This window comes from Nocardiopsis sp. NPDC055551 (assembly GCF_053619415.1).
Map to the genome: position 1 here is coordinate 1 of NZ_JBSHJJ010000002.1, position 25641 is coordinate 25641.

Annotated in this window: 23 protein-coding genes; 12 read left to right on the forward strand and 11 right to left on the reverse strand. The window is 68.8% G+C overall.

All coding sequences use genetic code 11. The features are described from left to right. Positions 1–629, forward strand: a 629-nt coding sequence (locus tag ACWGSK_RS03845; RefSeq protein WP_452455194.1) for an HNH endonuclease signature motif containing protein, incomplete at its 5' end; no start/stop codon positions are given. Between the two features lie 992 nt (positions 630–1621). Here ACWGSK_RS03845 and ACWGSK_RS03850 read toward each other — a convergent pair. The 5 genes from ACWGSK_RS03850 to ACWGSK_RS03870 form a co-directional block, all read right to left on the reverse strand. After that, positions 1622–2368 carry an ABC transporter permease gene (locus ACWGSK_RS03850; RefSeq protein ID WP_358515909.1) on the reverse strand — a complete coding sequence of 249 codons (747 nt, stop codon included), beginning with the start codon at positions 2366–2368 and terminating at the stop codon, positions 1622–1624. Beyond that, a complete protein-coding gene (locus ACWGSK_RS03855) occupies positions 2365–3126 on the reverse strand; it encodes an ABC transporter permease (protein WP_452455195.1) in 762 nt (253 codons plus the stop codon). Before ACWGSK_RS03855 ends, ACWGSK_RS03850 begins: the two co-directional genes overlap by 4 nt. Next, on the reverse strand, positions 3126–4025 hold the full coding sequence (locus ACWGSK_RS03860; protein WP_358515906.1) for an ABC transporter ATP-binding protein: 900 nt from the start codon (positions 4023–4025) through the stop codon (positions 3126–3128). The genes ACWGSK_RS03855 and ACWGSK_RS03860 overlap by 1 nt, the downstream gene beginning before the upstream one ends. 97 nt (positions 4026–4122) lie before the next feature. Further along, positions 4123–4818, reverse strand: coding sequence for a response regulator transcription factor (locus tag ACWGSK_RS03865; protein WP_358515903.1), 696 nt, complete (start codon positions 4816–4818; stop codon positions 4123–4125). Continuing rightward, complete coding sequence (locus ACWGSK_RS03870) at positions 4815–6035, reverse strand: sensor histidine kinase (RefSeq protein ID WP_452455196.1); 1221 nt, start codon at positions 6033–6035, stop codon at positions 4815–4817. Before ACWGSK_RS03870 ends, ACWGSK_RS03865 begins: the two co-directional genes overlap by 4 nt. A 118-nt stretch (positions 6036–6153) precedes the next feature. Between ACWGSK_RS03870 and galE the strand changes: the two genes are divergently transcribed. Both galE and guaA read left to right on the forward strand, forming a co-directional pair. Then, a complete protein-coding gene (galE, locus tag ACWGSK_RS03875) occupies positions 6154–7167 on the forward strand; it encodes a UDP-glucose 4-epimerase GalE (protein ID WP_452455197.1) in 1014 nt (337 codons plus the stop codon). A 102-nt stretch (positions 7168–7269) separates the two neighbouring features. Then, positions 7270–8850 (forward strand): glutamine-hydrolyzing GMP synthase, encoded by a 1581-nt coding sequence (gene guaA / locus ACWGSK_RS03880; RefSeq protein ID WP_452455198.1) that lies wholly within the window; start codon positions 7270–7272, stop codon positions 8848–8850. 69 nt (positions 8851–8919) lie between these two features. On the opposite strand, the gene ACWGSK_RS03885 is transcribed toward guaA, so the two are convergent. Further along, entirely contained in the window at positions 8920–10815 is a 1896-nt protein-coding gene (locus tag ACWGSK_RS03885; protein WP_452455199.1) for a serine/threonine-protein kinase, read from the reverse strand. A 262-nt stretch (positions 10816–11077) separates the two neighbouring features. Here ACWGSK_RS03885 and ACWGSK_RS03890 point away from each other — a divergent pair, with 262 nt between their 5' ends. The 5 genes from ACWGSK_RS03890 to ACWGSK_RS03910 all read left to right on the forward strand — a co-directional run bounded on the left by ACWGSK_RS03890 (position 11078) and on the right by ACWGSK_RS03910 (position 16127). Further along, the gene (locus tag ACWGSK_RS03890) at positions 11078–12025 is read left to right on the forward strand and encodes a 4-(cytidine 5'-diphospho)-2-C-methyl-D-erythritol kinase (protein ID WP_452455200.1); all 948 of its coding nucleotides are present in this window, start codon (positions 11078–11080) and stop codon (positions 12023–12025) included. Between the two features lie 83 nt (positions 12026–12108). Then, complete coding sequence (locus ACWGSK_RS03895; protein WP_358510452.1) at positions 12109–12813, forward strand: thiamine pyrophosphate-dependent enzyme; 705 nt, start codon at positions 12109–12111, stop codon at positions 12811–12813. Between the two features lie 20 nt (positions 12814–12833). Continuing rightward, positions 12834–13733, forward strand: a complete 900-nt coding sequence (locus ACWGSK_RS03900) for a transketolase family protein (protein ID WP_358510450.1) — start codon at positions 12834–12836, stop codon at positions 13731–13733. 106 nt (positions 13734–13839) lie between these two features. Further along, positions 13840–15627 carry an ABC-F family ATP-binding cassette domain-containing protein gene (locus ACWGSK_RS03905; RefSeq protein WP_358510447.1) on the forward strand — a complete coding sequence of 596 codons (1788 nt, stop codon included), beginning with the start codon at positions 13840–13842 and terminating at the stop codon, positions 15625–15627. Between the two features lie 14 nt (positions 15628–15641). Then, positions 15642–16127, forward strand: coding sequence for a glutathione peroxidase (locus tag ACWGSK_RS03910; RefSeq protein ID WP_358510444.1), 486 nt, complete (start codon positions 15642–15644; stop codon positions 16125–16127). 108 nt (positions 16128–16235) lie between these two features. On the opposite strand, the gene ACWGSK_RS03915 is transcribed toward ACWGSK_RS03910, so the two are convergent. The 4 genes from ACWGSK_RS03915 to ACWGSK_RS03930 all read right to left on the reverse strand — a co-directional run bounded on the left by ACWGSK_RS03915 (position 16236) and on the right by ACWGSK_RS03930 (position 19560). Then, entirely contained in the window at positions 16236–17234 is a 999-nt protein-coding gene (locus ACWGSK_RS03915) for an SGNH/GDSL hydrolase family protein (protein ID WP_452455201.1), read from the reverse strand. 88 nt (positions 17235–17322) lie between these two features. Beyond that, positions 17323–17832 carry a MarR family winged helix-turn-helix transcriptional regulator gene (locus ACWGSK_RS03920; protein WP_358510435.1) on the reverse strand — a complete coding sequence of 170 codons (510 nt, stop codon included), beginning with the start codon at positions 17830–17832 and terminating at the stop codon, positions 17323–17325. Between the two features lie 76 nt (positions 17833–17908). After that, entirely contained in the window at positions 17909–18565 is a 657-nt protein-coding gene (locus ACWGSK_RS03925; RefSeq protein WP_358510432.1) for a TetR/AcrR family transcriptional regulator, read from the reverse strand. Between the two features lie 14 nt (positions 18566–18579). Continuing rightward, the gene (locus ACWGSK_RS03930) at positions 18580–19560 is read right to left on the reverse strand and encodes an acyl-CoA desaturase (RefSeq protein ID WP_358510430.1); all 981 of its coding nucleotides are present in this window, start codon (positions 19558–19560) and stop codon (positions 18580–18582) included. Positions 19561–20109: 549 nt separating this feature from the next. On the opposite strand from ACWGSK_RS03930, the gene glmU reads away from it, so the two are divergent. The 4 genes from glmU (at position 20110) to pth (ending at position 24293) form a co-directional block, all read left to right on the forward strand. Next, positions 20110–21576, forward strand: coding sequence for a bifunctional UDP-N-acetylglucosamine diphosphorylase/glucosamine-1-phosphate N-acetyltransferase GlmU (gene glmU / locus ACWGSK_RS03935; protein WP_358510427.1), 1467 nt, complete (start codon positions 20110–20112; stop codon positions 21574–21576). A gap of 17 nt (positions 21577–21593) precedes the next feature. Further along, positions 21594–22562: a ribose-phosphate diphosphokinase gene (locus ACWGSK_RS03940; protein ID WP_358510424.1), complete on the forward strand. Its 969-nt coding sequence runs from the start codon at positions 21594–21596 to the stop codon at positions 22560–22562. A 393-nt stretch (positions 22563–22955) separates the two neighbouring features. After that, on the forward strand, positions 22956–23552 hold the full coding sequence (locus ACWGSK_RS03945; RefSeq protein WP_452455202.1) for a 50S ribosomal protein L25/general stress protein Ctc: 597 nt from the start codon (positions 22956–22958) through the stop codon (positions 23550–23552). A gap of 105 nt (positions 23553–23657) precedes the next feature. After that, positions 23658–24293, forward strand: a complete 636-nt coding sequence (gene pth / locus ACWGSK_RS03950; protein WP_358510418.1) for an aminoacyl-tRNA hydrolase — start codon at positions 23658–23660, stop codon at positions 24291–24293. 56 nt (positions 24294–24349) lie between these two features. On the opposite strand, the gene ACWGSK_RS03955 is transcribed toward pth, so the two are convergent. Beyond that, positions 24350–25483 (reverse strand): endo-1,4-beta-xylanase, encoded by a 1134-nt coding sequence (locus ACWGSK_RS03955; protein WP_358510416.1) that lies wholly within the window; start codon positions 25481–25483, stop codon positions 24350–24352. Positions 25484–25641: the final 158 nt, after the last annotated feature.

Sequence of the window (25641 nt, forward strand, 5' to 3'; positions counted from 1 at the left end):
AGGCTTACACGCAGCCGTATGGGCCGGAGAACGCGGCGATGCCGAAGCATCAGCGCACCTATGACGCGATGATGCGCATCTTCGAGACCGCTCTGGGCCACCGGGGTTGCTCCAGTCTGAGCCGCCAACCTCTGGCGACCATCAACATCACCGTCCCCCTCACACGCTTCCTGGGCGATGAGACGGCTGAACCCGCCGTCACCGAGGACGGTGTGGTTATCCCCGACCAGATGGTGGCCCGCCTGACCCCCGACAGTTGGCTGCGCCGGTTCGTGACCGACGAACAGGGCCGCACCTTGTTGGATGTGGGGCGAAAGCAGCGGTGCGCCCCGGACCCGGTCCGCCAGGCAGCGGGGTTCAAGAAGCCCTACTGCGAGTGGCACGAAGGCTGTGACATGCCGCGTAGCTGGTCGCAGTACGACCACATCGTCCCCTTCTCCCACGGCGGGGTGACCAGCTCCGAGAACATGCAGGTGTTGTGCTCGACCCACAACCGGCTCAAGCACCGGTTGCAGGCCAAGGTGAACCGGCAGATCTGGGAACACCACCACGCCCAGAACCGACAGGACACCGAGACCAGCGGGGACAGGGACGGGGAAGGCGAGCCAGCCCCAGCCACCGCCCCCTAACCACCACCATCCGCTTCCACCACGTGTTTCCGCCAGGCGAAATGCCACCACCCCGCGACCACCCCGGTTGGGTGTCAGACCCCAAGGGCCCGTGCCCTGTGGGGATATCGGCATGCCCAGGGGCAGAAACACCGCGCCCCCACCCAGAGTCACATTCCGGGGCCGGAGTGGCTCCCATCGGGGGTGTCGGCACGACTTCCACCCCCGGTACTGGCTCCCGCCCCTGGTACCGGCCCACCGGCACCACCAACCCCGTGCAACCCTGTGCTGTCTCTCCATCATGATGATCTTGTCCGTAGCGCCATGTTGGGCGCCCAACATGGCGCTACGAGCAAGATCATCAGGGAGAGAGCTTCACCAGAGGTGGCTACCGCGGGGACGCGGCCCGCCATCCGCCCTACCTGTAGCGGGTACTTCGTTACCTCACCGGTCACGTAGTGGCTACGCGGCCCACGAGAAAGCCAGAGGGAGGGGAAGGGATCCGGCCGGCTGCGGCCGGAGTGGGCCGAAGGCCCACAGGGCCCTTTGGGACCTCAACCACTCTCCCCCCTTCCCCGATAGCCGCCAAACCGCCGCCCGCGCCGTGCGGGTCAAGGCCACCCACCACGCTGACGAGCAACTCAACATTGCCTTGACGCGTGCGGTGCGGGCGGCAACAATCACGCGGCGGGGAAGGAGGGAGAACCCACCCCCACAACGCCCAATCACCCCAAAGAGCCAGAAACCTGAGGCGGCCGACCAACCCACCCCCACCCCGCCCAACCACCCCAAGACTCCCGCCCCCAGGCGCCCCACCAACCCACCCGAGCAATGCCCAACCACCCGCAGGATCACGGCCTGAGGCGCCCTACCAAAACAGCCTCCAGGCAGCACGAAACCAGTGGACGGGAAGCGAGGACGTTCGAGTAGGGCGTTCGTTCGGACATGCCCGCCCGGACATGCCCGCCCGGACATGCCCGCCCGAACACGCCCGCCCGAACACGCCCGTCTGGTCAGCGCAGGTCCCGCCGGGACAGCAGATACGCGGACAGCGCCCACAACCCGCCGGTGAGTGCCAGGGCGGCGAGCAGGATCGGCCCCATCGCCGCGAGGTCGAGCCCCGCCGCGTCGGAGACGGCGCTGTTGCCCAGGAACAGCGCCGAGGTGACCAAAGAGTGGGGGAACAGGTGGGACACCACACCGCCCTGGCCGCTGTAGAGCAGCCCGGTCCCGATCGCGCATCCCAGCAGCCCCACGGCCACGGGTGCGGTGAACGAACGGAACGACATCGACAGCAGCGATTGTGCGGCCACCACGGGCAGGGCCGCGACCACCCCGAGCAGTGCGATGACCGCGTACTCCCATGGTGGTGCGCCCTCCAGGTCGAGCACGAACATCCCGATTCCGATCACCAGGGTCAGCAGGACCAGTTGCATGGCCGCCACGACGATGGTGAGTGAGGTGATCTTGGCGCCCACGATCGCCCCGGGGCGCGCGGGAGTGGCCATCAGCAGGTTCCAGTTGTGCCCTCGGTGCTCCATCCGCCAAGCGGCCGAGGCCAGCACGGCCACCCCCATCGACATGAAGAAGAGGCCGTAGAACAACACCACCTGGGACCAGTAGGACTCCCACCCGGCGGACAGCACCCCCTGGTTGGCGGCGTAGTTGATGGTCCCCGCGGTGACCGCGAGCACAGGCAGCACGACTGCGACGACCCACAGGGCCGAGCGGCGCAGTTTGGTGAGTTCGGCGACGATCACGCGGGACCTCCTTCGGCTCGGTCCAAGTACCGGCACGCCCCGAGGAACAGGGCCGCCGCGGCGCACAGGAACAGGGCGAAGGCCCAGGGGATGGGCGCCGCCTCGATCAATTGGTCGTTGGCCATCGCCACCGGCGAGATCGCCGCGTAGTAGCCCCAGGGCAGTACGTAGGCCACCCACGTGGGCATCAGCAGGGCGTAGACCGCGTAGAACGCCCCCAGCAGCCCCACCCCGAGCCCCACGAGCTGGTTGTCCACCCGGGCGGCCAGCCACAGGTGCAGGCCCAGCAGCGCCAGGTTCACCAGCAGCAGGAAGAGCCCGTAGCGCGCCCACAGGGCGATCGGGGGAGCGACCTCGATCCCGACGACAAGCCCCGCGAGGAGGATCAGCACGCACTGCGCCACGACCGTGAGTGTCAGGGCCAGACCCAGGACGACAGCCTTGGCCCGGCACAACAGTCCCGGCCCCAGGCCGGACACCCGGGCGAGGAACCGCCCCTGGCCCTGGTGCTCGATGTCCACCTGGCGTCCGGCGAGCACCGCGACCAGGACAGGTGAGGTCATCGCCGAGATCATCACCTGGTTCAGAAGCAGGGACTCCCAGGGTTGCGCGGTCGGATCGGCGAACCCCTCGCGGGCGCTCTCGGAGAAGAGGTTCATCCCCGACAGGGCGACGACGGCGACCACCATCACCAGGCACAACACCCACACACGCAGACCGCGTGTCTTGTGGACCTCCAGGCCCACCGCCATCCGCATCACGAGAGTCCCTCCCGCCCGGTCAGGTCCATGAAGACCTCCTCCAGGGAGCGGCGCACCCGATGGAGGCCGTGGACGGGGACGTCGTGGTGGACCAGTCGCCGCACGAGGTCGGCGGTGTCGTCGTCGCTCACCCCGGTCAGGCGTAGCCCTTCGTGGGTGCGCACGGCGGGCAACCCCAGGGCCAGGACGCGTTCGGGGTCGGGGGTCCGCAGGATCAGATCCGGTGTACTGCGGTCGAACAGTTCCGCCCGGGTGCCCTGGAAGATCAATCGTCCTCGGCCGAGGATCCCCAGGACCGACGCCATCCGGTCGACCTCGTCCAACAGGTGGCTGGAGACCATCACGGTGACGCCCTCTCCGGCCAGGGAGGTCAAGAGGTCACGGATCTCCTCGATCCCGGCCGGGTCCAGCCCGTTGGTGGGTTCGTCGAGGACGAGCAGGCGGGGTTCTCGGGCCAGGGCCATGGCGATGCCCAGCCGTTGCTTCATACCGAGCGAGTAGGCGCGGACGGGTTTGTCCATGTGGTCGCGTAGGCGCACGGTGGCCACGGCGCGTTCCACCTGGTCGTCGGTGAGTCCGAGCATCTTGCGGACGATCGCCATGTTCTCCCGGCCGGTCAGATGCCCGTATCCCGGCGGGGACTCGATGAGGGAACCGATCAAGGGGGAGAGTTCGTGCCGGGTACGCCGGTCCATGGGGCGGCCCAGGACGCTGATCTCGCCCCGGCTGGGGCGCACCAACGACAGCAGCATCTTCATCGTGGTGGATTTGCCCGACCCGTTGGGGCCGAGGAATCCGTAGACGCACCCCTCGGGTACGCGCAGGTCCAGGGAGTCCACGACCGTGCGCGACCCGTAGGTCTTGGTCAGTCCCTCTGTGGTGATGACGTGATTCATGAGGCTCCTTCCACCGAGGAGACTCCACCGTCGAACCCGCGCGGCGCATCGGATCGCGGTACCGAGAAAGGGCTCATACCAAGGTCTGAGGCAGGACCTAGGCGTCGCGGAGCAGGTCCTCGCGGTCCACCAACCCGGAGCGGAAGGCGAACAGCACCGACTGGACCCGGTCCCGGGAGCCGGTCTTGGCCAGCACGTTGCCCACGTGGGTCTTGACCGTGGGCATGGACAACACCAACAGCTCGCAGATCTCGGTGTTCGTGTACCCGCGCGCCACCGCGGTGAGGACCTCGCGCTCCCGCGGGGTCAGCGACTCCAGGGCCCTTCGGGTCTCCCGTACGGGAGGGGCCGACGGCCCCGATCCGCCGCTCAATAGTGGACGCACGTGCTGGAGCAACCTTCGGGTGGAGCTCGCCGAGACCACCGAGTCGCCCCGATGTACGGTGCGCAGCGCCTCCAGGAGTTCCTCCGGGGGAGTGTTCTTGAGCAGGAACCCGGTCGCGCCGGCCTCGATGCCCTCGATCACGTACTCGTCGGTGTCGAAGGTGGTGAGCACCACGATCCGACATCGCGCGCCCGCGTCCACCAGTGTCCGGGTGGCGCTGAGCCCGTCCGTCCCCGGCATTTGGACGTCCATCAGCACCAGGTCCACCGGGTCCGCGCGTTGGAGCTCGACGGCCTCGGCCCCGTCACCGGCCTGCCAGGCCACGACCATGTCGGGCTGGGAGTCGATGACCATGGCCATCCCGGCGGTGAAGAGCCGCTGGTCGTCGGCCAACCCGATCCGGATCACGTCTCCTCCCAGGGAACGCTCGCACGGACCCGCCAGACGTCGGTGCCCTCGTTCCATCCGACCTCCAAGTCGCCACCGTGCAGGGCGATCCTTTCTCGCATACCGATCAGACCATGCCCTCCGTCCCTTTCACCGGGTTCGTGCGACTCGGGACCGATCGGGTTGGTCACGGTGACCACGATCAGCCCGGGTGAGCGGGTGAGGTGGACCGTCACGGCGACCTGGCCGGCGTGTTCGAGGGCGTTGGCCAGTGACTGTTGGACGAGGCGGTAGACCGTCAGGCCCACGCTGGCGGGCGGGGACGCCTCCTCGCGAGAGGGTGGGTCGTCCTGTGCCAGACGGACGCGTAGACCCGTCCGCCGGTACTCCTCCACCAGGAGGGGCAGCTCGCCCAGACCGGGCATGGGGGAGACCTCGCGTTCTCGATCCTCCCGCAGTACCCCCAGCAGTCTGTGCAGTTCGCCGGCGGATTCCCGACCCACTCGACCGATCGTCTCCAACGCGGTCACCGCCGCCTCCGGGGACGATCGCGCGGCGTAGCGGCCGCCATCGGCCTGGGCGACGATGACGTTCAGGGAGTGCGCGAGGACGTCGTGCATCTCCCGGGCGATGCGGGTGCGCTCGCCCAGGGTGGCCAACCTCAGTTCCTGTTCGCGTTTGGCCCGTAGTAACCGGGCGTGCTCTCGGAGCCGGTCGACCTCTTCCCGGTTGTGCCTGCGCACGGTGCCGAGTAGGGCGAACAGCAGCAGGGTCGTCCAGGCGGACAGCAGGGAGGTGATCCTGACCCCGAGGCTCTCCGTGTAGACGAGGTCCGGGATGAACAGGACCGCCACGGCCGTGCCCAGGAGCAGTAGGACCAGGACCACGCGACGCCACCACGCCGACAACTCCGTCTGCGAGGTGTAGGTGGCGACCAGCACGCAGATCACCGACAGGGTGGTGAAGTGCTCCATCCAGAGCACCTGGAGCGCCAACAGCGCCGCCAGTACCGCCAAGGCGGTCAGTGGGCGGACCCGGCGCGCGCTCAAGGTCGCGCAGCACCCCACCGTCAGGGCGAGGTAGGCGGCGGAGTCCGTGGGCGAGGCCGACGCCAGCGGCCAGGTCGCCACCATCAGGACGAACCAGAGCAGGGCCCAGAGCACGTCCATGAAGAACACGTGCGCGAGTGACCAGGACTTCGCGCGGGCGGCGAACGAACGCGGGGACGGGGCGGACATGGTTCCACACGCTACAGAGCGCCGCGACGAAGGTCCTCATGCCACGGTACGAACCGTGGCCGGGGCATTGCCTATCCTGGAGGGGTCAGCAGCACCCTCACTTCCAGGGGATGGATCGATGAACGTCCTGCTCACCGGTGGCGCCGGGTACATCGGCTCCCACACCGCCGTCGCACTCCTGGAGGCGGGCCACGAAGTGGTGGTGGTCGACTCCCTGGTCAACAGCCACGAGGAGTCGCTGCGTCGGGTGGAGCGGATCACCGGTCGCGCCCTCACCTTCCACCGGGCCGACTGCGCCGACCCCGAGGCGATGCGGGCGATCTTCGATCGGCACGACGTCGACGCGGTCATCCATCTGGCGGGGCTCAAGGCCGTGGGCGAGTCCGTCCGACAGCCCTTGCGCTACTACCGCAACAACCTGGACGCGCTGCTCACCCTCTGCGAGACCATGCGGGACGTCGGGGTCCGTGACCTGGTCCTGAGCTCCTCGGCCACGGTGTATGGGGACCCGGAGCGGGTGCCCATCACCGAGGACGCCGGCCTGTCCACCACCAACCCCTACGGCAGCACCAAGCTGTTCGCCGAGCGCATCCTCGACGACCTGGCCATCGCCGAATCCGACTGGCGGATCATCTCCCTGCGCTACTTCAACCCGATCGGCGCGCACCCCAGCGGCCTGATCGGCGAGGACCCCCAGGGCATCCCGAACAACCTCTTCCCCTACATCGCCCAGGTCGCCGCCGGGCGCAGGGAGAAGCTGAGCGTCTACGGCGACGACTACGACACCCCCGACGGCACCGGGGTGCGCGACTACCTGCACGTGGTGGACCTGGCCGCCGGGCACCTGGCCGCCGTCGACCACCTGGCCGACGCCCCCGGGCACAGGATCTACAACCTCGGCACCGGGCACGGGACCTCGGTCCTGGAGAGCCTGCGCGCCTTCGAACGCGCGACCGGTGACACCATCCCGTACGAGGTGGTCGGCCGCCGACCGGGCGACATCGCCGTCTGCTACGCCGATCCCGCCGCGGCCGCGAGCGAACTGGGCTGGAAGGCACAGAAGTCCGTCGCCGACGCCTGTGAGGACGCCTGGCGCTGGCAGTCGGCCAACCCGAACGGTTTCGCGGGCTGAGCCCGGAGCGTGCCGGTTCGCATACCCGAGCAGGCGTCCCGAACATGGCCAACGCCCTAGACTGGACGGACATCCCGATTTTTCTGCGGAAGGTCCTCCGTCGTGTCCGTTGCTGCTGACAGCACGTTCGACACCGTCCTCGTCGTCGACTTCGGTGCGCAGTACGCGCAGCTGATCGCGCGACGGGTCCGCGAGTGTCACGTGCACAGCGAGATCGTGCCCTCGACCATGCCGGTCGAGGAGATGCTCGCCAAGAAACCCAAGGCCATCATCCTCTCCGGCGGCCCGTCCTCGGTGTACGCCGAGGGAGCCCCGAACGTGGGGGCCGAGCTGTTCGAGACCGGGGTCCCGACCTTCGGTATCTGCTACGGCTTCCAGGCGATGACGCGTGCCCTGGGCGGGGTCGTCGACCGGACCGACCTGAGTGAGTTCGGCCGCACCCGGATGTCGACCACGGCCGACTCGGTGCTGTTCGAGGGGATGCCCTCGGAGCTGAACGTGTGGATGTCGCACGGTGACTCCGTGGTCCAGGCCCCCGACGGCTTCAAGAGCATCGCCGGTACCGCGGGCGCCCCGGTCGCGGCCTTCGAGGACACCGAGCGCCGCCTGTTCGGCGTCCAGTTCCACCCCGAGGTCATGCACACCGAGCACGGCCAGGAGGTGCTGCGCCGTTTCCTGTACGAGGGGGCCGGCTGCCGTCCCACCTGGACGATGGTGAACATCGTCGAGGAACAACTGGAGAGCATCCGCGCCCAGATCGGCGACAAGCGAGTCATCTGCGCCCTCAGCGGTGGCGTGGACTCCGCCGTGGCCGGCGCGTTGGTCCAGCGCGCCGTGGGTGACCAGCTCACCTGCGTGTTCGTCGACCACGGTCTGCTCCGCAAGGGCGAGTCCGAGCAGGTCGAGAAGGACTTCGTGGCGATCACCGGCGCCAAGCTCAAGGTGGTCGACGCCGAGGAGCGGTTCCTCACCGCGCTGTCAGGGGTGACCGACCCCGAGGAGAAGCGCAAGATCATCGGCCGCGAGTTCATCCGCGTGTTCGAGCAGGCGGCCCGTGAGGTCGTCGACGAGAGCGGCGAGGACGGCTCCGAGGTCGAGTTCCTGGTACAGGGCACCCTCTACCCGGACGTGGTGGAGTCCGGCGGCGGTTCCGGTACCGCCAACATCAAGTCGCACCACAACGTCGGCGGCCTTCCCGAGGACCTGCAGTTCACCCTGGTGGAGCCGCTGCGCGAGCTCTTCAAGGACGAGGTCCGTCGGGTCGGCGAGGAGCTGGGCCTGCCCTCCGAGATGGTGTGGCGCCAGCCCTTCCCCGGCCCCGGCCTGGGCATCCGCATCATCGGCGAGGTGACGCGCGAGAGGCTGGAGATCCTGCGCGAGGCCGACGCCATCGCCCGGGAGGAGCTCACCCGCGCCGGGCTGGACCGCGACATCTGGCAGTGCCCGGTGGTGCTGCTCGCCGACGTGCGTTCGGTGGGTGTGCAGGGTGACGGCCGCACCTACGGTCACCCGGTCGTGCTGCGCCCCGTCAGCAGCGAGGACGCCATGACCGCGGACTGGTCGCGGGTTCCCTACGACGTGCTGGCCCTGATCTCCAACCGGATCACCAACGAGGTCCGTGAGATCAACCGGGTGACGCTGGACGTGACCAGCAAGCCCCCGGGCACGATCGAGTGGGAGTAGGACTCCCCGGTGGAACGAGGGCGGGGTCCGGCGCGTGTGCGCCGGACCCCGCCCTCGTTCGCGTGTCCGTTATTCGGTGACGGGAAGCCTGATGCTGGTCGGGTCCTGTTCCGGGTCGTGGAACAGTTCCAGGGTCTCGGGGAGTTCGTCCACGGCCAGGATGAACACCAGCGGACCCACACCGGCCTCACCCGGATCGATCGTCCCCCACAGACTGGACGTGGCCTCGGCGGCGGTCGGCGACTCGGAGGTGAGCCAACGCTTGTCGTCCGTCACCAGCTTCTGGCTGTCGGAACCGAAGTCGATCGGGGTGTCGCCCCTGTTCTCCACGGTCAGGTCGATCACGCAGTAACGGCCGCCGGAGGGGGTCGAACGTCCGGGCAGCTCCTTGTCGCAGGAGAGATCCTCGACCTGGTAGCGGACCGATTCGTCGGCGGAGAACGCAGCGCCGTTCTCGTCGGTGGGCGCGGGTTCGTCCGGGGCCTGCCCGGCCTGGGAGTCCCCTTCCCGTTCCGGGCTCTCCGCCGCGGCCCCGGGATCGTCGGTCCCGCCTTCCTGGTTCCGGTCCGGGGAGAAGGCGCCGTTCATGGCGAGCAGGAACAGCAGGGCGAGGGCCACCGTCAGGGCGATGGCCGCCGCGATGACACCCCAGTAGAAGGTGCCGTGCCTGCCCGGGGTGGTGGGGCGGTGTGGCGGCGGGGGCACCGGCGGAACGTACGGCTGCGGGCCCCGCTGTTGTTCGGGCGGCGGCACCATCGGGATGGGCCCGGTGGAGGCCGGGTGATGCGCGGGCGGAGGTCCCTGTGGCCCAGCGGGCCCTGACGGCGCGGGGTGACCGGTCGACGGGTGCGCCGCGTGCTGCTGCTGAGGAGCCTGCTGCGGCTGTCGGGGCGGCTGGTGGGGCGCCTGCTGCGGCGGGTGGGTGAAGTTGCCGGTCTGGTGCGCGGGCGGGGCCATGGGGGCCGCCGCCTGGTACTGGCCGGGGGCGGGATGGCGCATGCCCGTCGCGCTCTGGTGCGCCGGATGCGGCATGCCCGGAGGCCCGGGCGGACCCGGCGGCATCGGCGGCAGGTTGGGTCGCCACGACTGGTGCAGGGCGTGCGACACCATGTCGTTGGGGTTGCCGGCCTCCTCACCACCGGCGAGTTCCAGCAGGAGGTCCTGCGCGGTGGGCCTGCGTCCGGGTTCCTTGGCCAGGGCCCGGGCGACCAGCCGGTCCAGCGGCGGGTCCAGGTTGCTGATCTGGGGTTCGGCGAACAGCACCCGCTTGCCCAGCGTCATGGCGTCGCCGTTGCCGAAGGGGTGCGTGCCGTTGCCGGCGAAGGCCACCAGACAACCCCAGGCGAAGATGTCCGCCGAGGTGGTGACCTTCTCCTCCAGCAACTGCTCGGGAGCCATCCAGCCGGGGCTGCCCATGACGATGCCGGTCTGGGTGTGGTTGGTGGCGGTGTTCATCGCCCGCGCGATGCCGAAGTCGATCACCCGGGGACCGGAGATGGACAGCAGCACGTTGGCGGGCTTGAGGTCGCGGTGGACCAGCCCGGTGCGGTGGATGGCCGCCAACGCCGCGGCCACGCCCAGGGCGAAGCCGTGCAGCGTGGAGGAGTCCAGGGGACCGTTCTCCGCTATGTGCTCGGCCAGGGCCGTGCCCGCGATGTACTCGGTCACCATGTAGGGACGGTTCTCGAACGTCCCGTGGTCGAGCACCTTGGCGGTGCAGAAGGAGGCGACCTTGCGGGCGTTCTCCATCTCGTCACGGAAACGCGCCCGGGTCTGCTCGTCGAACGCGAGTTCCGGGCGGATCACCTTGATGGCTACATGGGTGTTCTTCTCGGGCGTGCTGCCCAGGTAGACGGTACCCATGCCGCCGCTGCCCAGCTTCCCGGACAGCACATAGGGACCGATGGTGGCCGGATCTCCGGCGGCCAACGGTTCCAGGTTCTTCGGGAGCCCATCCGACGGCAAGCGACCCTCCCCGACGGTGTCCAAACTCCGCCTTGCCCCAAGGTAGCGGTGTTTGTGCCCGGATTCCCACTCGTAGGCCGGATTGGGCCGCTTCGAGGGCGGGCGGAAACTGACATGACAGTGGTAGCGAGTCCATGGACATGGATTTCGGTCGAACTCCGAGGCGCGGATCTTCGCGCTGATCGAAGCCGGTGAACACCCTGGGCCCCGTTCCGGGGTGTGTGTTCACGCAAGGTGGGGGTTCCTTTACGATTGGGGACTCGTGACCGTTAATACCACCGTAACCGTGCGGGTCCCCGCGAAGGTGAACCTCCAGTTGGCGGTAGGGCCCGGCCGCGAGGACGGATTCCACGACCTCGTCAACGTGTTCCACGCCGTCTCGCTGTTCGACGAGGTTACCGTCAAGGACGCGTACCCGCGTCGGCAGAGTCCCCTCGTAACCCTCACCGCGGGCGGTGAGTTGGGATCTCACCTGGCCAGGGTGCCTTTGGACGAGAGCAACCTCGCCGCCCGCGCCGCCCTTTCGGTGGCGCGGGAGACCGGCAGAGGTGGGCCGGTCGACATCCACCTGGAGAAGAACATCCCCGTGGCGGGCGGCATGGCCGGGGGAAGCGCGGACGCCGCGGCGGCGCTGATCGCCTGCGACCGCCTGTGGGGCTGTGAGCTGTCCCGTGAGCGTCTGTTGGAGCTGGCCGCCCGACTGGGCAGTGACGTCGCGTTCGGCCTGGTCGGAGCCACCGCGGTGGGCACCGGCCGTGGCGAGATCCTGGAGCCGATGGCGAGCCCTGGCCGTTACCGCTGGGTGTTCGCCCTGTCCAAGCGCGGGCTGTCCACCGCGGACGTGTTCGCCGAGTACGACCGGTTGCGACCGGACGCGCCCACCCCCCGAGCGGACCCGGAGTTGGAGAAGGCGCTGGCCGCGGGGGACGCCGTGGCGCTGGGTCGGTCGCTGAGCAACGACCTGGAGCCCGCGGCCCTGTCGTTGCTGCCCGAGCTGGAGCGGACCCTGGCGGCCGGGCGTGGCGTGGGGGCACTCGGTGCCCTGGTGTCCGGTTCCGGCCCGACCTGCGCGTTCCTGGTGGGCGGGGACGAGGATTCGTCGGTGGTCGCCGAACGTGAGGCGGCGGTGGTGGCGGCGTTGCGGAGCACCGGACTGTGCGAGCAGGTCGTGGCGGCCGATGGCGACGTCCCCGGCGCCACGATTCTGTGACGCAAATCATGTGAGGTTTTTCGGGGGTCGGGCCCTTCGTTCGGGTTGACCTCAACCATTGTTGAGGTCGAACACTGGGTCGCATGACGATCACAGCCACGTTCTCCAGGTACGCCGACCTTCCGGCGCTCATCGGGCTGATGGAGGGGGACGAGAAGCACAACGGGGCTTCCTCGTCCACCCTCGACGTCCTGTGGGTGCTCTACGACCGTGTCCTCGACGTCACGCCCGACACCGCCGAGGCACCGGACCGCGATCGCTTCCTGCTCTCCAAGGGGCACGGGCCCGCCGCCTACTACGCGGTGCTCGCCGCCAAGGGCTTCCTCGACGTACCCACCCTGCGGGGTTGGACCACCTTCGACTCCCCGCTGGGTCACCACCCGGACCGCGTCCTGGTGCCCGGGGTCGAGATCGGCAGCGGCTCCCTCGGGCACGGGATGCCGCTGGGACTGGGCATGGCCCTCGGCCTGCGCGCCCAACGGATCCGTCGGGCCGACGGCACCGAACCACGAGTGGTGGTACTGGTCGGCGACGGCGAACTCGACGAGGGCAGCAACCACGAGGCCATCGCCGCCGCGGGCCGACTCGGTGTCGACAACCTCACCGTCGTGGCCATCGACAACGGCTCCGCCACCCACGGCTGGCCCGGCGGGATCGGCCGTCGCTTCGAGGTCGAGGGCTGGGAGACCCGTGAGGTGAACGGGCGCGACCACACCGCCCTGCACGACGCCTTCGTCCCGTCCCGGATCGGTCGGCCCCTGGCCGTCGTCGCACGCGTCCGCAACTGAGAAGCCGAGGAGCCCAAGACATGCGTGAGACCTTCGCCGCCACCGTCAACGAGGCCATGGACGAGGACCCCCGCACCGCGGTCGTCCTCGCCGACATCTCCGCCGGGATGTTCCGCCGTTCGTCGCTCAAGTACCCGGGCCGGGTGATCAACCTGGGCATCCGGGAACAGGCCCTGATCGACGTGGCCGGGGGACTCGCGCTCACCGGCATGCGCCCGATCGCGCACAGCTACGCGCCGTTCCTCATCGAGCGCCCCTTCGAACAGCTCAAGATCGGTCTCGGCCACCAGGACGCGGGCGCGATCCTGGTGAGCATCGGCGGATCCTACGACGCCGCCGAGGAGGGCCGCACCCACCAGGCGCCCGAGGACGTCGCCGTCCTCGACACCCTCCCCGGCTGGACCGTGCGGGTGCCCGGTCACCCCGACGAGGTCCGAGACGCCCTTCAACAGGACATCCCCGGGGACCACCGCGTCTACCTGAGGCTGTCGAACACCTCGAACCGGGCCGCGCTGCCCGTACGGTCCCGACTGCACGTGGTGCGCACAGGATCGCCCCGCTCCGCCGGCGTCGTACTGGCGGTCGGCCCGATGCTCGACCGGACCCTGGAGGCCACCGCCGACCTCGACGTCACGGTCGCCTACACCTCCACCGTGCGCCCCTTCGACCGTGAGGGGCTCGGTGTGCTGGCCGCCACGGCGGGCAACGCCGACGTGCTCCTGGTGGAGCCCTACCTGCGGGGAACGTCCGCGCACGAGGTCTCCGAGGCACTCGCCGACCGGCGACACCGCCAGCTGTCCCTGGGAGTGCCCCGGGACGCCGAGTTGCGCGCCTACGGGACCCCCGCCGAGCACGCCCGCGCCCACGGCTTGGACACCGAGGGAATCGCCAAGTCCGCCAGGGAGTTCTTCTTGGTGTGAGGGGTCCTTCCCCCGTGAACCCGCCCGGGGCCTCGCGTGGTGCGGCCCCGGGCGTTCCCCGGTGCGCGGTCCGCGCACCTTCGCGGGGGCAGCACAATGGAGGGTGATGACGAATCTGGTCAACCTTCAGGACGTGTCCCTGGCCTACGGGCCGCTCGTACTCCTCGACAAGGTGTCCCTTGGCGTGGACGAGGGCGAACGCATCGGCGTGGTCGGCCGCAACGGCGGTGGTAAGTCCACGCTGATCTCCGTGCTGTCCGCGATCACCGAGCCGGACTCCGGCCGGGTCGTGCACAACCGCGGACTACGGGTCGGTTTCCTGCACCAGCGGGACGACTTCCCCGAAAGTACCGTCGGCGAGTTCGTGCTCGGCGGGCTGGCCGAGCACGAGTGGGCGGGCAACGCGCGCATTCGCGACATCCTGAAGGGGCTGCTCGGTGGTTGGGACCTGAACCTGCCGATGTCGGGCCTCTCCGGTGGTGAGCGCCGCCGTTCCGGACTGGCGCGCCTGCTGGTCGACGACCACGACCTCATCGTGCTGGACGAGCCCACCAACCACCTCGACATCGAGGGCATCGCCTGGCTCGCCGCGCACCTGCGCGCACGCCCCGAGGCGCTCGTGGTCGTCACCCACGACCGCTGGTTCCTCGACGCCGTCACCACCCGCACCTGGGAGGTCGGGCGCGGCTCCGTCGAGCGCTACGAGGGCGGGTACGCGGCCTACGTGCTCGCCAAGGCCGAACGCGACCGTCAGGCCGCCGCCGCGGAGGACCGCCGGCAGAACCTGATGCGCAAGGAACTGGCCTGGCTGCGCCGCGGCGCCCCCGCGCGCACGTCCAAGCCCAAGTTCCGCATCGAGGCGGCCAACCAGCTCATCGCGGACGAGCCGCCGGCCCGCGACACCGTCGAACTGACGCGCTTCGCCACCTCCCGGCTGGGCAAGACCGTCATCGACCTCAAGGACGTGTCGTACTCGATCCCCGGCCGCACCCTGCTGGACCACCTCACCTGGCAGCTGGGCCCCGGCGACCGGGTCGGTCTGGTGGGCGTGAACGGCGCGGGCAAGTCCACGTTGCTCAAGATCCTCGCCGAGGAGCGCGACCCCGACTCCGGGACCGTGCGGACCGGTCGCACCGTCAAGCTCGCGCACCTGTCCCAGAACGTCACCGAACTCGACCCCACCGCCCGCCCCCTCCAGACCGTGATGGACGTGCGCGAGCACATCACCATCGGCAAGCGGGACTACACCGCGAGCCAGATGCTGGAGAAGTTCGGTTTCCGAGGCGAACGCCAGTGGACCCCGATCGGTGACCTGTCCGGTGGTGAGCGCCGCCGACTCCAGCTACTCCGTCTGCTCATGGACGAGCCCAACGTGCTGTTGCTGGACGAGCCCACCAACGACCTGGACATCGAGACGCTCACCGAGCTGGAGGACCTGCTCGACGGTTGGCCCGGTTCCCTCGTGCTGGTCAGCCACGACCGGTACTTCCTGGAGCGCATCACCGACCGTGTGCTCGCCCTGATGGGCGACGGTTCCCTGGCGTTCCTGCCCGGCGGGGTCGACGAGTACCTGGACCGCCGCGCCGCCGGCGCCGGTGACGTCACCGTGCCGTTGGGCGCCTCCGAGACGGCCGCCGCCGAGAAGCGGACCGAGGACGAGACACCGGCCGTCTCCGCGGCCGAGCGTCGCGCCGCCCAGAAGGAGATGCAGCGCGTCGAGCGGCGGATGGACAAGATCGCCAAGCAGGAGGCCCGGCTGCACGAGCAGATGGCCGCGGCCGCCGAGGACTACACCAGGCTCGCCGAGCTCGACGCGGAGGCCAAGGCCCTCGCCGGCGAGAAGGACGAGCTGGAGATGGTCTGGCTGGAACAGGCCGAACTCGTGGGCGACTGACGAGAGGGAGCGACATGGCGGAACTGGACGACATCCCGGTGACCTTGATCGACGGGCGCGAGACCACCTTCGGCGAGTGGGCCGGGAAGGTGCGCCTGGTGGTGAACGTCGCTTCCCGGTGCGGTCTCACCCCGCAGTACGGCGCGTTGGAGGAGCTCCAGAAGCGCTACGCCGACCGTGGCTTCACGGTCCTGGGTTTTCCCAGCAACCAGTTCCTCCAGGAGTTCGGTGGTGACGACAAGATCGCCGAGTACTGCTCGATGACCTGGGGCGTGACGTTCCCCATGATGGGCAAGGTCAAGGTGAACGGCCGGGGCCGGCATCCTCTCTACGCCGAGCTCACGGAGGTCCCCGACGCCGAGGGCAAGGCGGGGAAGGTGAAGTGGAACTTCGAGAAGTTCCTGGTGCTGCCGGACAACACCGTCCACCGCTTCCGCCCCACCACGGTCCCCGACGCCCCCGAGGTCGTCGACCTCATCGAGGGCGCGCTGCCTCGCTGATCAGGCCTCTCGGGTCGCTACCTCGAACCATCGCTCGCGACACCGCTGTCGTGGACCTCGGTGGTGCCGTCGGGCACGGTAGGACCCTGACGGCACCACCGGAAAGTACTACCGGACCCGCTCGCGGAAGACCTCGGCGATCTCCTGGGCCCCGGCGAGGTTGGTGTGGATGTCCGGACCCTGGGCGGTGTTGCACATCCAGGTCAGGTCGCAGACGTTCTGCAGGTTGACCGGCATCCCGGTGCCGCTGTCGTCGGGCACGGTGGTGTTGGAGCCGTCGAACACCTCATCGACGTCGGCGACGTCGATCCCGGCCGCCTGATAGGTGGTCGTGAGGGAGTCGTTGACGTCCTCCATGATTTCGACGGTGCCCTCCGCCACACCCGCCTCGGCGTCCTCGGCGACCTCGTCCGCGTTCTCCCGGGGGATGTCCTCGGAGACGTCCTCGGACTCTTCGGCGTCCCCGCCGCTCTCCTCGTTCTCCTCCAGCAGTGAGAGGGCGAGGAAGGGGTTGTAGTAGGTCATCGCGACGATCTGGGTTTGCGGACCGGCCGCGTCGGTGAGCCGTTCGGCGATCACCGGGACCTCGGTCTCCAGCCGTTCGAGGCCGTCGTCGACGCAGTCCCGGTCCAGGCCGACATCGTCGATGTCGAGCTCGGTCCTGCTCCCGGTCTCGGGGGCGATGCCCTCCACGCAGTCGGTGAAGTTGTTGGCGCCGATGGTGAGGGTGACCAGACCGACCCGGCCCTCGTGCTCCTCAAGGAAGTCCACGGCCTCATCCAGCTGGGAGCCCTGCTCGTAGCGGGTGTCGCAGTCGGCGATCCCGCCCTCGATGAACGTGGTGGTGTCCTCACCGCCACAGCCCATCCGCTCGTGCTGGAGCGTGGAGTCGGTGTCCTTCAGCGTGCGGTACAGGACGTCGGTGTACCCCTCCGGGGTCTCACGCTGGATACCGGACTCGTCGGGCTGCACACCGACGGTCAGCGAGTCTCCCAGGGAGAGGTAGTGACTCTGCGTGGAGGTGCTCGTCTCCTCCTCGCCACCCCCTCCGGAACATCCCGCGACCACCAGGACCGCGGCGACCGCGGCCGTCCACCGGATTCTCACAATGCTCTCCAACCAAGACCCTGTAGTGGCAATTGACTCGCGCGCCCAGAGGCGGATCCCCGGTGAGAGGGCGGATACCGCCGAGTAACTAGCCTTGCTGGCCCGAGGGCGTCCTGTCGAGGGGGGCCAAGAGGCTTCTCAGTAACGATGCCAACTGCTCGCGTTCGGCGGCGGGCATGGGGGCGAGCAGGGTCTCCTCGTAGCTGAGCAGGGACGCCAGCGCGGCGTCGATGCGTTCGGCGCCCTTGTCGGTGAGCCGCACCAGCACACCGCGTTTGTCGGCGGGATCGGGGCGGCGGCGCACCAGGTCGGCGGCGGTCAGACGATCGACCCGGTTGGTCATGGTGCCGGAGGTGACCAGGGTGGCGCGCAGCAGTCGGCCGGGGCTGAGTTCGTAGGGTGGCCCGGAGCGGCGCAGTTCGGCGAGGACGTCGAACTCCCAGGGTTCCAGGGCGTGCTCGGTGAACACGGTGCGCCGGGCACGGTCCAGGTGGCGGGCGAGCCGGGACACCCGGCTGAACACCTCTAGCGGTGACACGTCCACGTCCGGCCGTTGGGAGCGCCACGCCTCCAAGAGCCCATCCACCTCATCGCGCATGGGACACAGCCTATCTCTTGACATCAAGATAGTGGGGCGGGTACACGAAACGTACCCGCCCCACCGTCGATGTCCTTCAAACCGAGCGCTTGCGGCGCGTGTCCAGCCTCGGCTTGGCCTCCAGCGCGGAGAGCCCGTTCCAGGCCAGGTTGACCAGGTGGGCCGCGACCACCTCGCGCTTGGGCTTGCGCACTTCCAGCCACCACTGGCCGGTCAGCGCCCACATGCCCACGAGTGCCTGCGCGTACATGGGAGCGAGTCCGGGATCGTAACCGCGTTCGTCGAACTCGTCGGCCATGATGTGTTCGACCTGGCTGGCGATGTCGTTGATCAGGCTGGCGAAACTGCCCGTCCCGGAGGCCACGTGGGAGTCGCGGGTGAGTACCCGGAAACCGACGCTGTCCTCCTCGACGTAGCGCAGCAGGGCCAGGGCCGCCTTCTCGATCTTGTTCCGTGCGTTGTCCGCGGTGAGGGCCTCGCCCATCATGTCCAGGAGCGTGCGCATCTCCCGGTCCACGACGACGGCGTAGATGCCCTCCTTGCCGCCGAAGTGCTCGTACACCACGGGTTTGGACACACCGGCCCGCGCGGCGATCTCCTCAACGGAGGTCGCGTCGAACCCTCGTTCGGCGAACAGCTCCCGGCCGATCCCCAACAGCTGTTGCCGACGCTCCTTGCCCGTCATGCGCTTGCGGCGCACGCGGGTCCCCTGTTCGCTGTCGGCTGCTCCCATGATGGTTACCGATCCTAGACCTTGACCCGCTTGGCGGCGAGTCGTTCGTTGTTGGGCCAGCGCACCTTGGTGGCCCAGCCGAACTTCTCGAACGCCCAGATGACCCGGGCGGAGATGTCGATCTGGCCCTTGAGTACACCGTGGCGGGCGCAGGTCGGGTCCGCGTGGTGCAGGTTGTGCCAGGACTCGCCGAACGACGGGATGGCCAGCCACCACACGTTGCGGGAGCGGTCGCGCACCTCGAAGTTCTCCTCGCCGATGGTGTGGCAGATGGAGTTGACCGACCAGGTGACGTGGTGCAGCAGGGCGATGCGGACCAGACTGGCCCAGAAGAAGGCGGTGACGGCGCCCCACCAGGACATGGTGACCAGACCACCGATGGCGGCCGGGGCGAACAGCGAGAACAGCACGATCGGCAGGAACAGCTTGTCGACGAGGACGACGTCCTTGTCCTTGAGCAGGTCCGGGGTGAAGCGGCGCGGTGAGGTCTTCTTCTCGTCCAGGTACATCCACGCCATGTGCGCGTAGTACATGCCCTTGGCCACGGACTTCCAGTCGTCGCCGAAGCGCCACGGCGAGTGCGGGTCGCCCTCGGCGTCCGCGTACTTGTGGTGGCGGCGGTGGTCGGCCACCCACTTGATGACACTGCCCTCGATGGCCAGGCTTCCGGCGACCGCAAGCGCGATGCGCAGCGGGCGATTGGCCTTGAAGGAACCGTGTGTGAAGTGACGGTGGAAGCCGACGGTGATGCCCAGACCGCTGATCACGTAGAAGACCGTCGCGATGACGATGTCGGTGATCGTCAGGCCCCAACCCCAGAAGAACGGCACCGCGGCGAGCAGGGCGAGTAGCGGGACGAACACGAACGCGAAGACGGTGTAGCGCTCGGCCTTGCCCCTCAGTTCGGGCTCGTACTCGGGAATCGGCTCACGTTTGGCGGCGCGTGTCGCGGTGCTCTCGGTCTCTTCGGCGGGAACTTCAGGGGCAGCGGTCATGGTCTTGCACACCTCGTCGCAGGAAACGTCGTCGCTGGTCAGTACGGCGTCACAGGGGTTTGGTGTACCCGGCGGGACGGCCCAACCTATTCCTACGTAACCGTAACCTACGTCCCCGTAGGTTTGGCAAGCCCTCGGTGAAAGGCGCTATGTTGGTGGCGGACGCACGGGCGGACCCGCCCGTCGCGTTCCCGGATGATGTAATCGGCAGCATGTGGGGTTTTGGTCCCCATCGTCCAGGTTCGAGCCCTGGTCCGGGAGCGGCCCGCCGTCAGGCCTGAGACGGTGACCACACGATCGTGTGGATCACACGAGCCGCGGTCCCACTCGGGTGGCCTTTCCCCGCCATATCCGGTGGTTCCGCCGCACGGCGCTCGAAATCGGTGTCACCCTCCACGCGCGCCACCGCAGAAGAGCGCTCATGACGCGCATGTATCCTTCCCATGTCGGCCGCCGGTCATCCGACGGCCGCCCGCTCGGCATGCGGGACGCGCCGCCGAAGGGTGAGCCGACTGTTCAAGTGCCAGCTATCACGAGGGGTCTCCTTCAGTGAGCGTGAAACGCCCGGCTGCCGTCATCGTCCTCTCCGCGGGAGAGGGCACCCGGATGAAGTCCAAGCTCCCCAAGATGCTGCACGAGATCGGCGGCCGCAGCATGCTCGGCCACGTTCTCGAAGCGGCGCGGGCGACCGATCCCGAACACACGGTGGTGGTGCTCGGCCACAAGCGTGAACACTTCACCGAGCACCTCTCGCGGGTCGCCCCAGAGGCGTCCACCGCCATCCAGGAGGAACAGAACGGCACCGGTCACGCGGTGCGCATGGCCCTGGAGGACCTGGCCCGGCAAGGGCTCAAGCTCACCGGGACCGCCGTTCTCACCTGTGGTGACACCCCGCTCCTGCGCGGCCAGACCCTGGTCGGTCTGATCGCCGAACACGAGCGCGAGGGCAACGCCGTCACGGCCCTGTCGGCCCGGGTCCCCGACCCGCACGGCTACGGCCGCATCGTCCGCGACGCCGACGGCGGGTTCACCGAGATCGTCGAGCAGTCCGACGCGACGCCCGATCAGCTCGCCATCGACGAGATCAACTCCGGCATGTACGCCTTCGACGCGGCCCTGCTCACCGAGGTCGTCCAGCGTCTGTCCAGTGACAACGCCAAGGGTGAGGAGTACATCACCGACGTCGTCGGTCTGCTCCGCGGCGACGGTCACCGGGTCGGCGCGTGGGTCGCCGACGACTGGCACGAGGTCCAGGGCGTCAACAACCGCGTCCAGCTCGCCGAGGCCCGTCGACTGCTCAACGACCGTCTCCTGCATGACCTCATGCTCTCCGGCGTCACCATCGTGGACCCCGCGACGACCTGGGTGGAGGCCGAGGTCGTCATCGGTCGCGACACCGTGGTGCACCCCGACACCCGGCTGTACGGCACCACCCGCATCGGCGAGGACGCCGAGATCGGCCCCGGCGCCGACCTGCGCGACACCGTCGTCGGTGACGGCGCCGTGGTGCGACAGACCACCGCGGACGGCGCCGAGATCGGGGCCGAGGCCGGCGTCGGTCCCTACACCTACCTTCGGCCGGGCACCCGCCTGGCCGGGCGGACCAAGGCCGGGGCCTTCGTCGAGGTCAAGAACTCGAACGTGGGCGCCGGATCGAAGATCCCGCACCTGACCTACGTGGGCGACGCCGACATCGGTGTGGGCAGCAACATCGGCTGCTCCTCGGTGTTCGTCAACTACGACGGGGTCGACAAGTCCCGGAGCACCATCGGCGACCACGTGCGCATCGGCAGCGACAACACCATCGTCGCGCCCGTGACCGTGGGCGACGGCGCCTACTCCGGCGCCGGGACCGTGGTCCGCGACGACGTTCCGCCGGGGGCCCTGGCCGTTTCCGAGGGACACCGGCAGCGTAACGTCGAGGGCTGGACGCTTCGCAAGCGTCCGGGAACAGCCTCCGCCGAAGCGGCGGAGCAGGCGGAACGGCGCGCGGGCGCCGACGCCGACGAGCAGTGACTGTGGGGGAGAATCACGTGACCGGGATGAAGGCCACCGGGCAGAAACAACTGATGCTTTTCTCGGGGCGCACGCACCCCGCGCTGGCCGAGGAGGTGGCCAAGGAGCTGGGGATCGACGTGGTCCCCACCCGGTTCGACACCTTCGCCAATGGCGAGATCTTCGTTCGCTACCTGGAGTCGGTGCGAGGGTCCGACGCCTTCGTGATCCAGTGTCACGCGGACCCGATCAACGAGTCGATCATGGAGCAGTTGATCATGGTGGACGCGCTCAAGCGTGCCTCCGCCAAGCGGATCACCGTGGTGACCCCGTTCTTCGGCTACGCGCGCCAGGACAAGAAGCACCGCGGCCGCGAGCCCATCTCCGCCCGCCTCATGACGGACCTGTTCCGTACCGCGGGCGCGGACCGGATGATGGCCGTCGACCTGCACACCGACCAGATCCAGGGTTTCTTCGACGGGCCGGTGGACCACCTGTTCGCGCTGCCGATCCTGGCCGACCACATCGGTGCCCAGGTCGACCACTCCGAGATCACCGTGGTCTCCCCCGACGCCGGCCGCGTGCGCACCGCCGACCGTTGGGCCGACCGTCTGGGCGCGCCGCTGGCCATCATCCACAAGCGTCGTGACCCGGACATCGCCAACGAGGTGAAGGTGCACGAGGTCGTCGGTGAGGTCAAGGACCGCGTCTGCGTCCTGGTCGACGACATGATCGACACCGGTGGCACCATCGTGAAGGCCGCCGACGCCCTCTTCGAGCAGGGCGCCAAGAAGGTCCTGGTCGCGGCCACCCACGGGGTCCTCTCGGGGCCGGCCGCCGAGCGTCTGCAGAACTCGCGCATCTCCGAGGTCGTCATCACCAACACGCTCCCCATCCCGGATGAGCGTTGCTTCGACAAGCTGACCACGCTGTCGATCGCCCCGCTGATCGCCCGTGCGGTCAACGAGGTGTTCACCGACGGTTCGGTGACCAGCCTGTTCGACTGAGTGAGAGAACGGCCTCACATCAGAGGCCCTCTCAGGCGCTGAAACGCCCGTCCCCCACCGGGGTCCACCGCTTCGCGGGTGGGCCCCGGTGGGGGATGTACGGAGTCGTCACCAGAAGCAGTAGACTTGACCGAGTGTCCCCGTGCCCGGATGGATGCGCGCGCTTCCCGCGTGTGTTCCCCATCTGGTAAACCCACACGGGCAGGGGTGCGCGACGAGCGTTCCCGGGCCGGGCGGGTCCGGTGGCGGCTCGCCGGGCACGCCTGGAACCTGGGTGGTCGAGTCCCCAACCAGATGGGCGACCCCGCCGTATTCCCCGCCGAGGGCGGGAATCGTTCGTACTACTGGAGTCGTGTTCCCCGTGCTGCGGGGTTGAACCCGAGGAGTTTTGTCGTGTCCGAGGTACGTATCGCTGCCGAGCCCCGCACGGAATTCGGCAAGGGCGCCTCTCGTCGCGCCCGCCGCGCGGGTAAGGTGCCGGCCGTCCTCTACGGCCACGGCACCGAGCCCCGCCACCTGAACCTGCCGGGCCACGAGCTCATGCTCGCCCTGAAGACCCCGAACGTCCTGATCCGCATCGAGGGTCTGGACAAGGACAACCTCGCCCTGCCCAAGAGCATCCAGCGCGATGCCATCAAGGGCTTCCTGGAGCACGTCGACCTGCTCGTCGTGACCAAGGGCGAGCGGGTCGAGGTCGAGGTGCCCCTGATCCTGACCGGCGAGGTCAAGGCCCCGGGTGTTCTCAACCAGGAGCTGGTGACCGTTCGCGTTCTGGTCGAGGCCAACAACATCCCCGACCAGGTCGTGTTCGACATCCAGGGCATGGAGATCGGTGCCGTTCCCACCGCCGGAGAGGTCGAGCTTCCCCAGGGCGCAACCCTGGTGGACGACGCTGAGACCACCGTGCTCACCGTTTCCGCGCCTCGCGTGGACGAGGAGCCGGAGACCAGCACCGAGGCCGCCGAGGCCGCTGGTGACGCAGCCGAGTAAGTCGGCGACTCGTCATCACGAGTTTCACACCGAACGCGCGGGCCCCCAGGGGTCCGCGCGTTCGGCGTTTCGGAGCCCGGACGCGTCTCGATAGGGTCATTCGACATGTGGGGCTTTTTGAGCAGGCTGGGTGTCAGGAAGAGCAGGGACGACAAGGACATGGCCGAGACCGAGCGATGGTTGGTCGTGGGGTTGGGCAACCCAGGCCCCAAGTACGCGGGGAACCGGCACAACGCCGGCTTCATGGTGGTGGACGCGCTGGCGGCCGACAAGGGTGAGCGATGGAAGGCCCACAAGGCGCACGCCGAGGTCGTGGAGACCCGAATCGACGGCGCCGCCGTGGTCCTGGCCAAGCCCCGTACCTTCATGAACGTGTCCGGGGGCCCGGTCGCCGGGCTCGCGAAGTTCTACAAGGTCCCCATGGAGCGGATCATCGTCGTGCACGACGAGATGGACATCGACTACGGGGCCCTGAAGCTGAAGAAGGGCGGGGGCTCCGGCGGCCACAACGGGCTGAAGTCGACCACCGCCTCCCTGGGCGGCCCCGACTACCTTCGGGTGCGTTTCGGCGTGGGCCGTCCCCCCGGACGGATGGACCCGGCGGCGTACGTCCTGCGCGATTTCTCCACCACCGAGAGCCGTGAGCTGGACCTGAACGTGGATCGGGCGGCCGACGCGGTCCGTACCATCCTGACCGATGGTCTGGGCAAGGCGCAGAACGTCTTCCACACCGCCGCTTGACCGATGGCCCCGGGCGGGCACGGGATCCGGGGTCGTCGCCCCGCCCGGGTGCCGGCTCAGGAGGCGTCGAGCAGGGCTTCCAAGAGCGCGTCGTAGGCGGGCTTGGTGGTCAGGTCGTCCCAGTAGATGGTGGCGGCGCCCTCACCTTCGAAGGTCACCGGGACCCAGGAGTACTTGTCCGGCAGTCCCCAGACCGTGTAGGAGCCGCAGGAGTCCAGGTTGAGACAGGCCTCCAGGGTTCGCGCGTAGTAGTCGGCCTGTTGCCGCAGCTGCTCCTCGGTGGGCTCCGCGCCCTCGGCGAGGGGCATACGCACGTCCACCTCGGTCAGGGCGGTGCCCAGTCCGAGCTCCTCGAAGCGACGCAGGTTGTCCTCCAGGTCGGCGGGGAAGCCGTACTGCAGGCTCAGGTGTCCCTGGGCGGAGAACCCGTGCAGGGGCACACCGTCGGCGAGCAGTTCCCGACTGAGCGCGAGGTAGGCGTCGCTCTTGGCGTTGACGCTCTCCACGCTGTAGTCGTTCAGGTACAGCTCGGCCCCGGGGTCGGCCTCGTGCGCCCAACGGAAGGCGTCGGCGATGATCTCCGGGCCGAGTTCGCGGATCCAGACGTTCTCCTGGGTCCGCAGGTTCCCGTTGTCGTCGAAGATCTCGTTGGCCACGTCCCACTGCTGGATCTGTCCGGCGTAGCGTCCGACGACGGTCTCGATGTGGTCCCGCAGGATGTCGCGGAGCTCTTCGTCGGTGAAGTCGCCGTTCTCCAGCCATTCGGGGTTCTGGCTGTGCCACAGGAGGGTGTGGCCGCGCACGACCTGCCCGTTCGCCCGGGCGAATTCGACGATGGCGTCGGCTTCGTCGAAGGCGTAGGTGTCCCGGTCCGGGCGAAGGTGGTCCCACTTCATCTGGTTCTCCGCCGACAGAGAGGTGAACTCGGTGGCGAGCAGGTTCCGGTAGGGGGCGTCACCGGTGAAGGGGTCGGGGTAGTCCTGGTCACCGTGGTGTCCGCCACCGGCCACGGCGCTGCCGATGACCAGGCCGTCGGGGGCGGCGTCTCCCAGAGTCACCTGTTGTGCGTCGCCGACCGTTTCGGCCGGTCGGGCGTTGGAGTTCGAAAGGGCGGGGGAGAGGGTCAGAGGTACGGCCAGGGCGGCGACCGCGGCTCCGACCAGGAGCGTCGACGTTCGTACTTGTCTCATTGCGGGGGCACTCCAGAGGGTCGGGTTTCGAAACTTTTCGGCAATATTCCGAAACATGAGTGGAAATGGACAGTAGATCGGGGCCCGGTGAGCGTCAAGACCCCTACGGGGGAGGAATTCCGGGGCCGGTGGTCCCGGGGGCTCGTACTCTGGGTGAG

Bases quoted from the DNA above. Each gene is read 5' to 3' on its own strand.
- ACWGSK_RS03855 (WP_452455195.1), bottom strand. From the start codon at position 3,126: ATGCGGATGGCGGTGGGCCTGGAGGTCCACAAGACACGCGGTCTGCGT.
- ACWGSK_RS03860 (WP_358515906.1), bottom strand. From the start codon at position 4,025: ATGAATCACGTCATCACCACAGAGGGACTGACCAAGACCTACGGGTCG.
- ACWGSK_RS03870 (WP_452455196.1), bottom strand. From the start codon at position 6,035: ATGTCCGCCCCGTCCCCGCGTTCGTTCGCCGCCCGCGCGAAGTCCTGG.
- galE (WP_452455197.1), top strand. From the start codon at position 6,154: ATGAACGTCCTGCTCACCGGTGGCGCCGGGTACATCGGCTCCCACACC.
- ACWGSK_RS03895 (WP_358510452.1), top strand. From the start codon at position 12,109: ATGACGATCACAGCCACGTTCTCCAGGTACGCCGACCTTCCGGCGCTC.
- ACWGSK_RS03900 (WP_358510450.1), top strand. From the start codon at position 12,834: ATGCGTGAGACCTTCGCCGCCACCGTCAACGAGGCCATGGACGAGGAC.
- ACWGSK_RS03905 (WP_358510447.1), top strand. From the start codon at position 13,840: ATGACGAATCTGGTCAACCTTCAGGACGTGTCCCTGGCCTACGGGCCG.
- ACWGSK_RS03910 (WP_358510444.1), top strand. From the start codon at position 15,642: ATGGCGGAACTGGACGACATCCCGGTGACCTTGATCGACGGGCGCGAG.
- ACWGSK_RS03920 (WP_358510435.1), bottom strand. From the start codon at position 17,832: ATGCGCGATGAGGTGGATGGGCTCTTGGAGGCGTGGCGCTCCCAACGG.
- ACWGSK_RS03925 (WP_358510432.1), bottom strand. From the start codon at position 18,565: ATGGGAGCAGCCGACAGCGAACAGGGGACCCGCGTGCGCCGCAAGCGC.
- ACWGSK_RS03930 (WP_358510430.1), bottom strand. From the start codon at position 19,560: ATGACCGCTGCCCCTGAAGTTCCCGCCGAAGAGACCGAGAGCACCGCG.
- pth (WP_358510418.1), top strand. From the start codon at position 23,658: ATGTGGGGCTTTTTGAGCAGGCTGGGTGTCAGGAAGAGCAGGGACGAC.
- ACWGSK_RS03955 (WP_358510416.1), bottom strand. From the start codon at position 25,483: ATGAGACAAGTACGAACGTCGACGCTCCTGGTCGGAGCCGCGGTCGCC.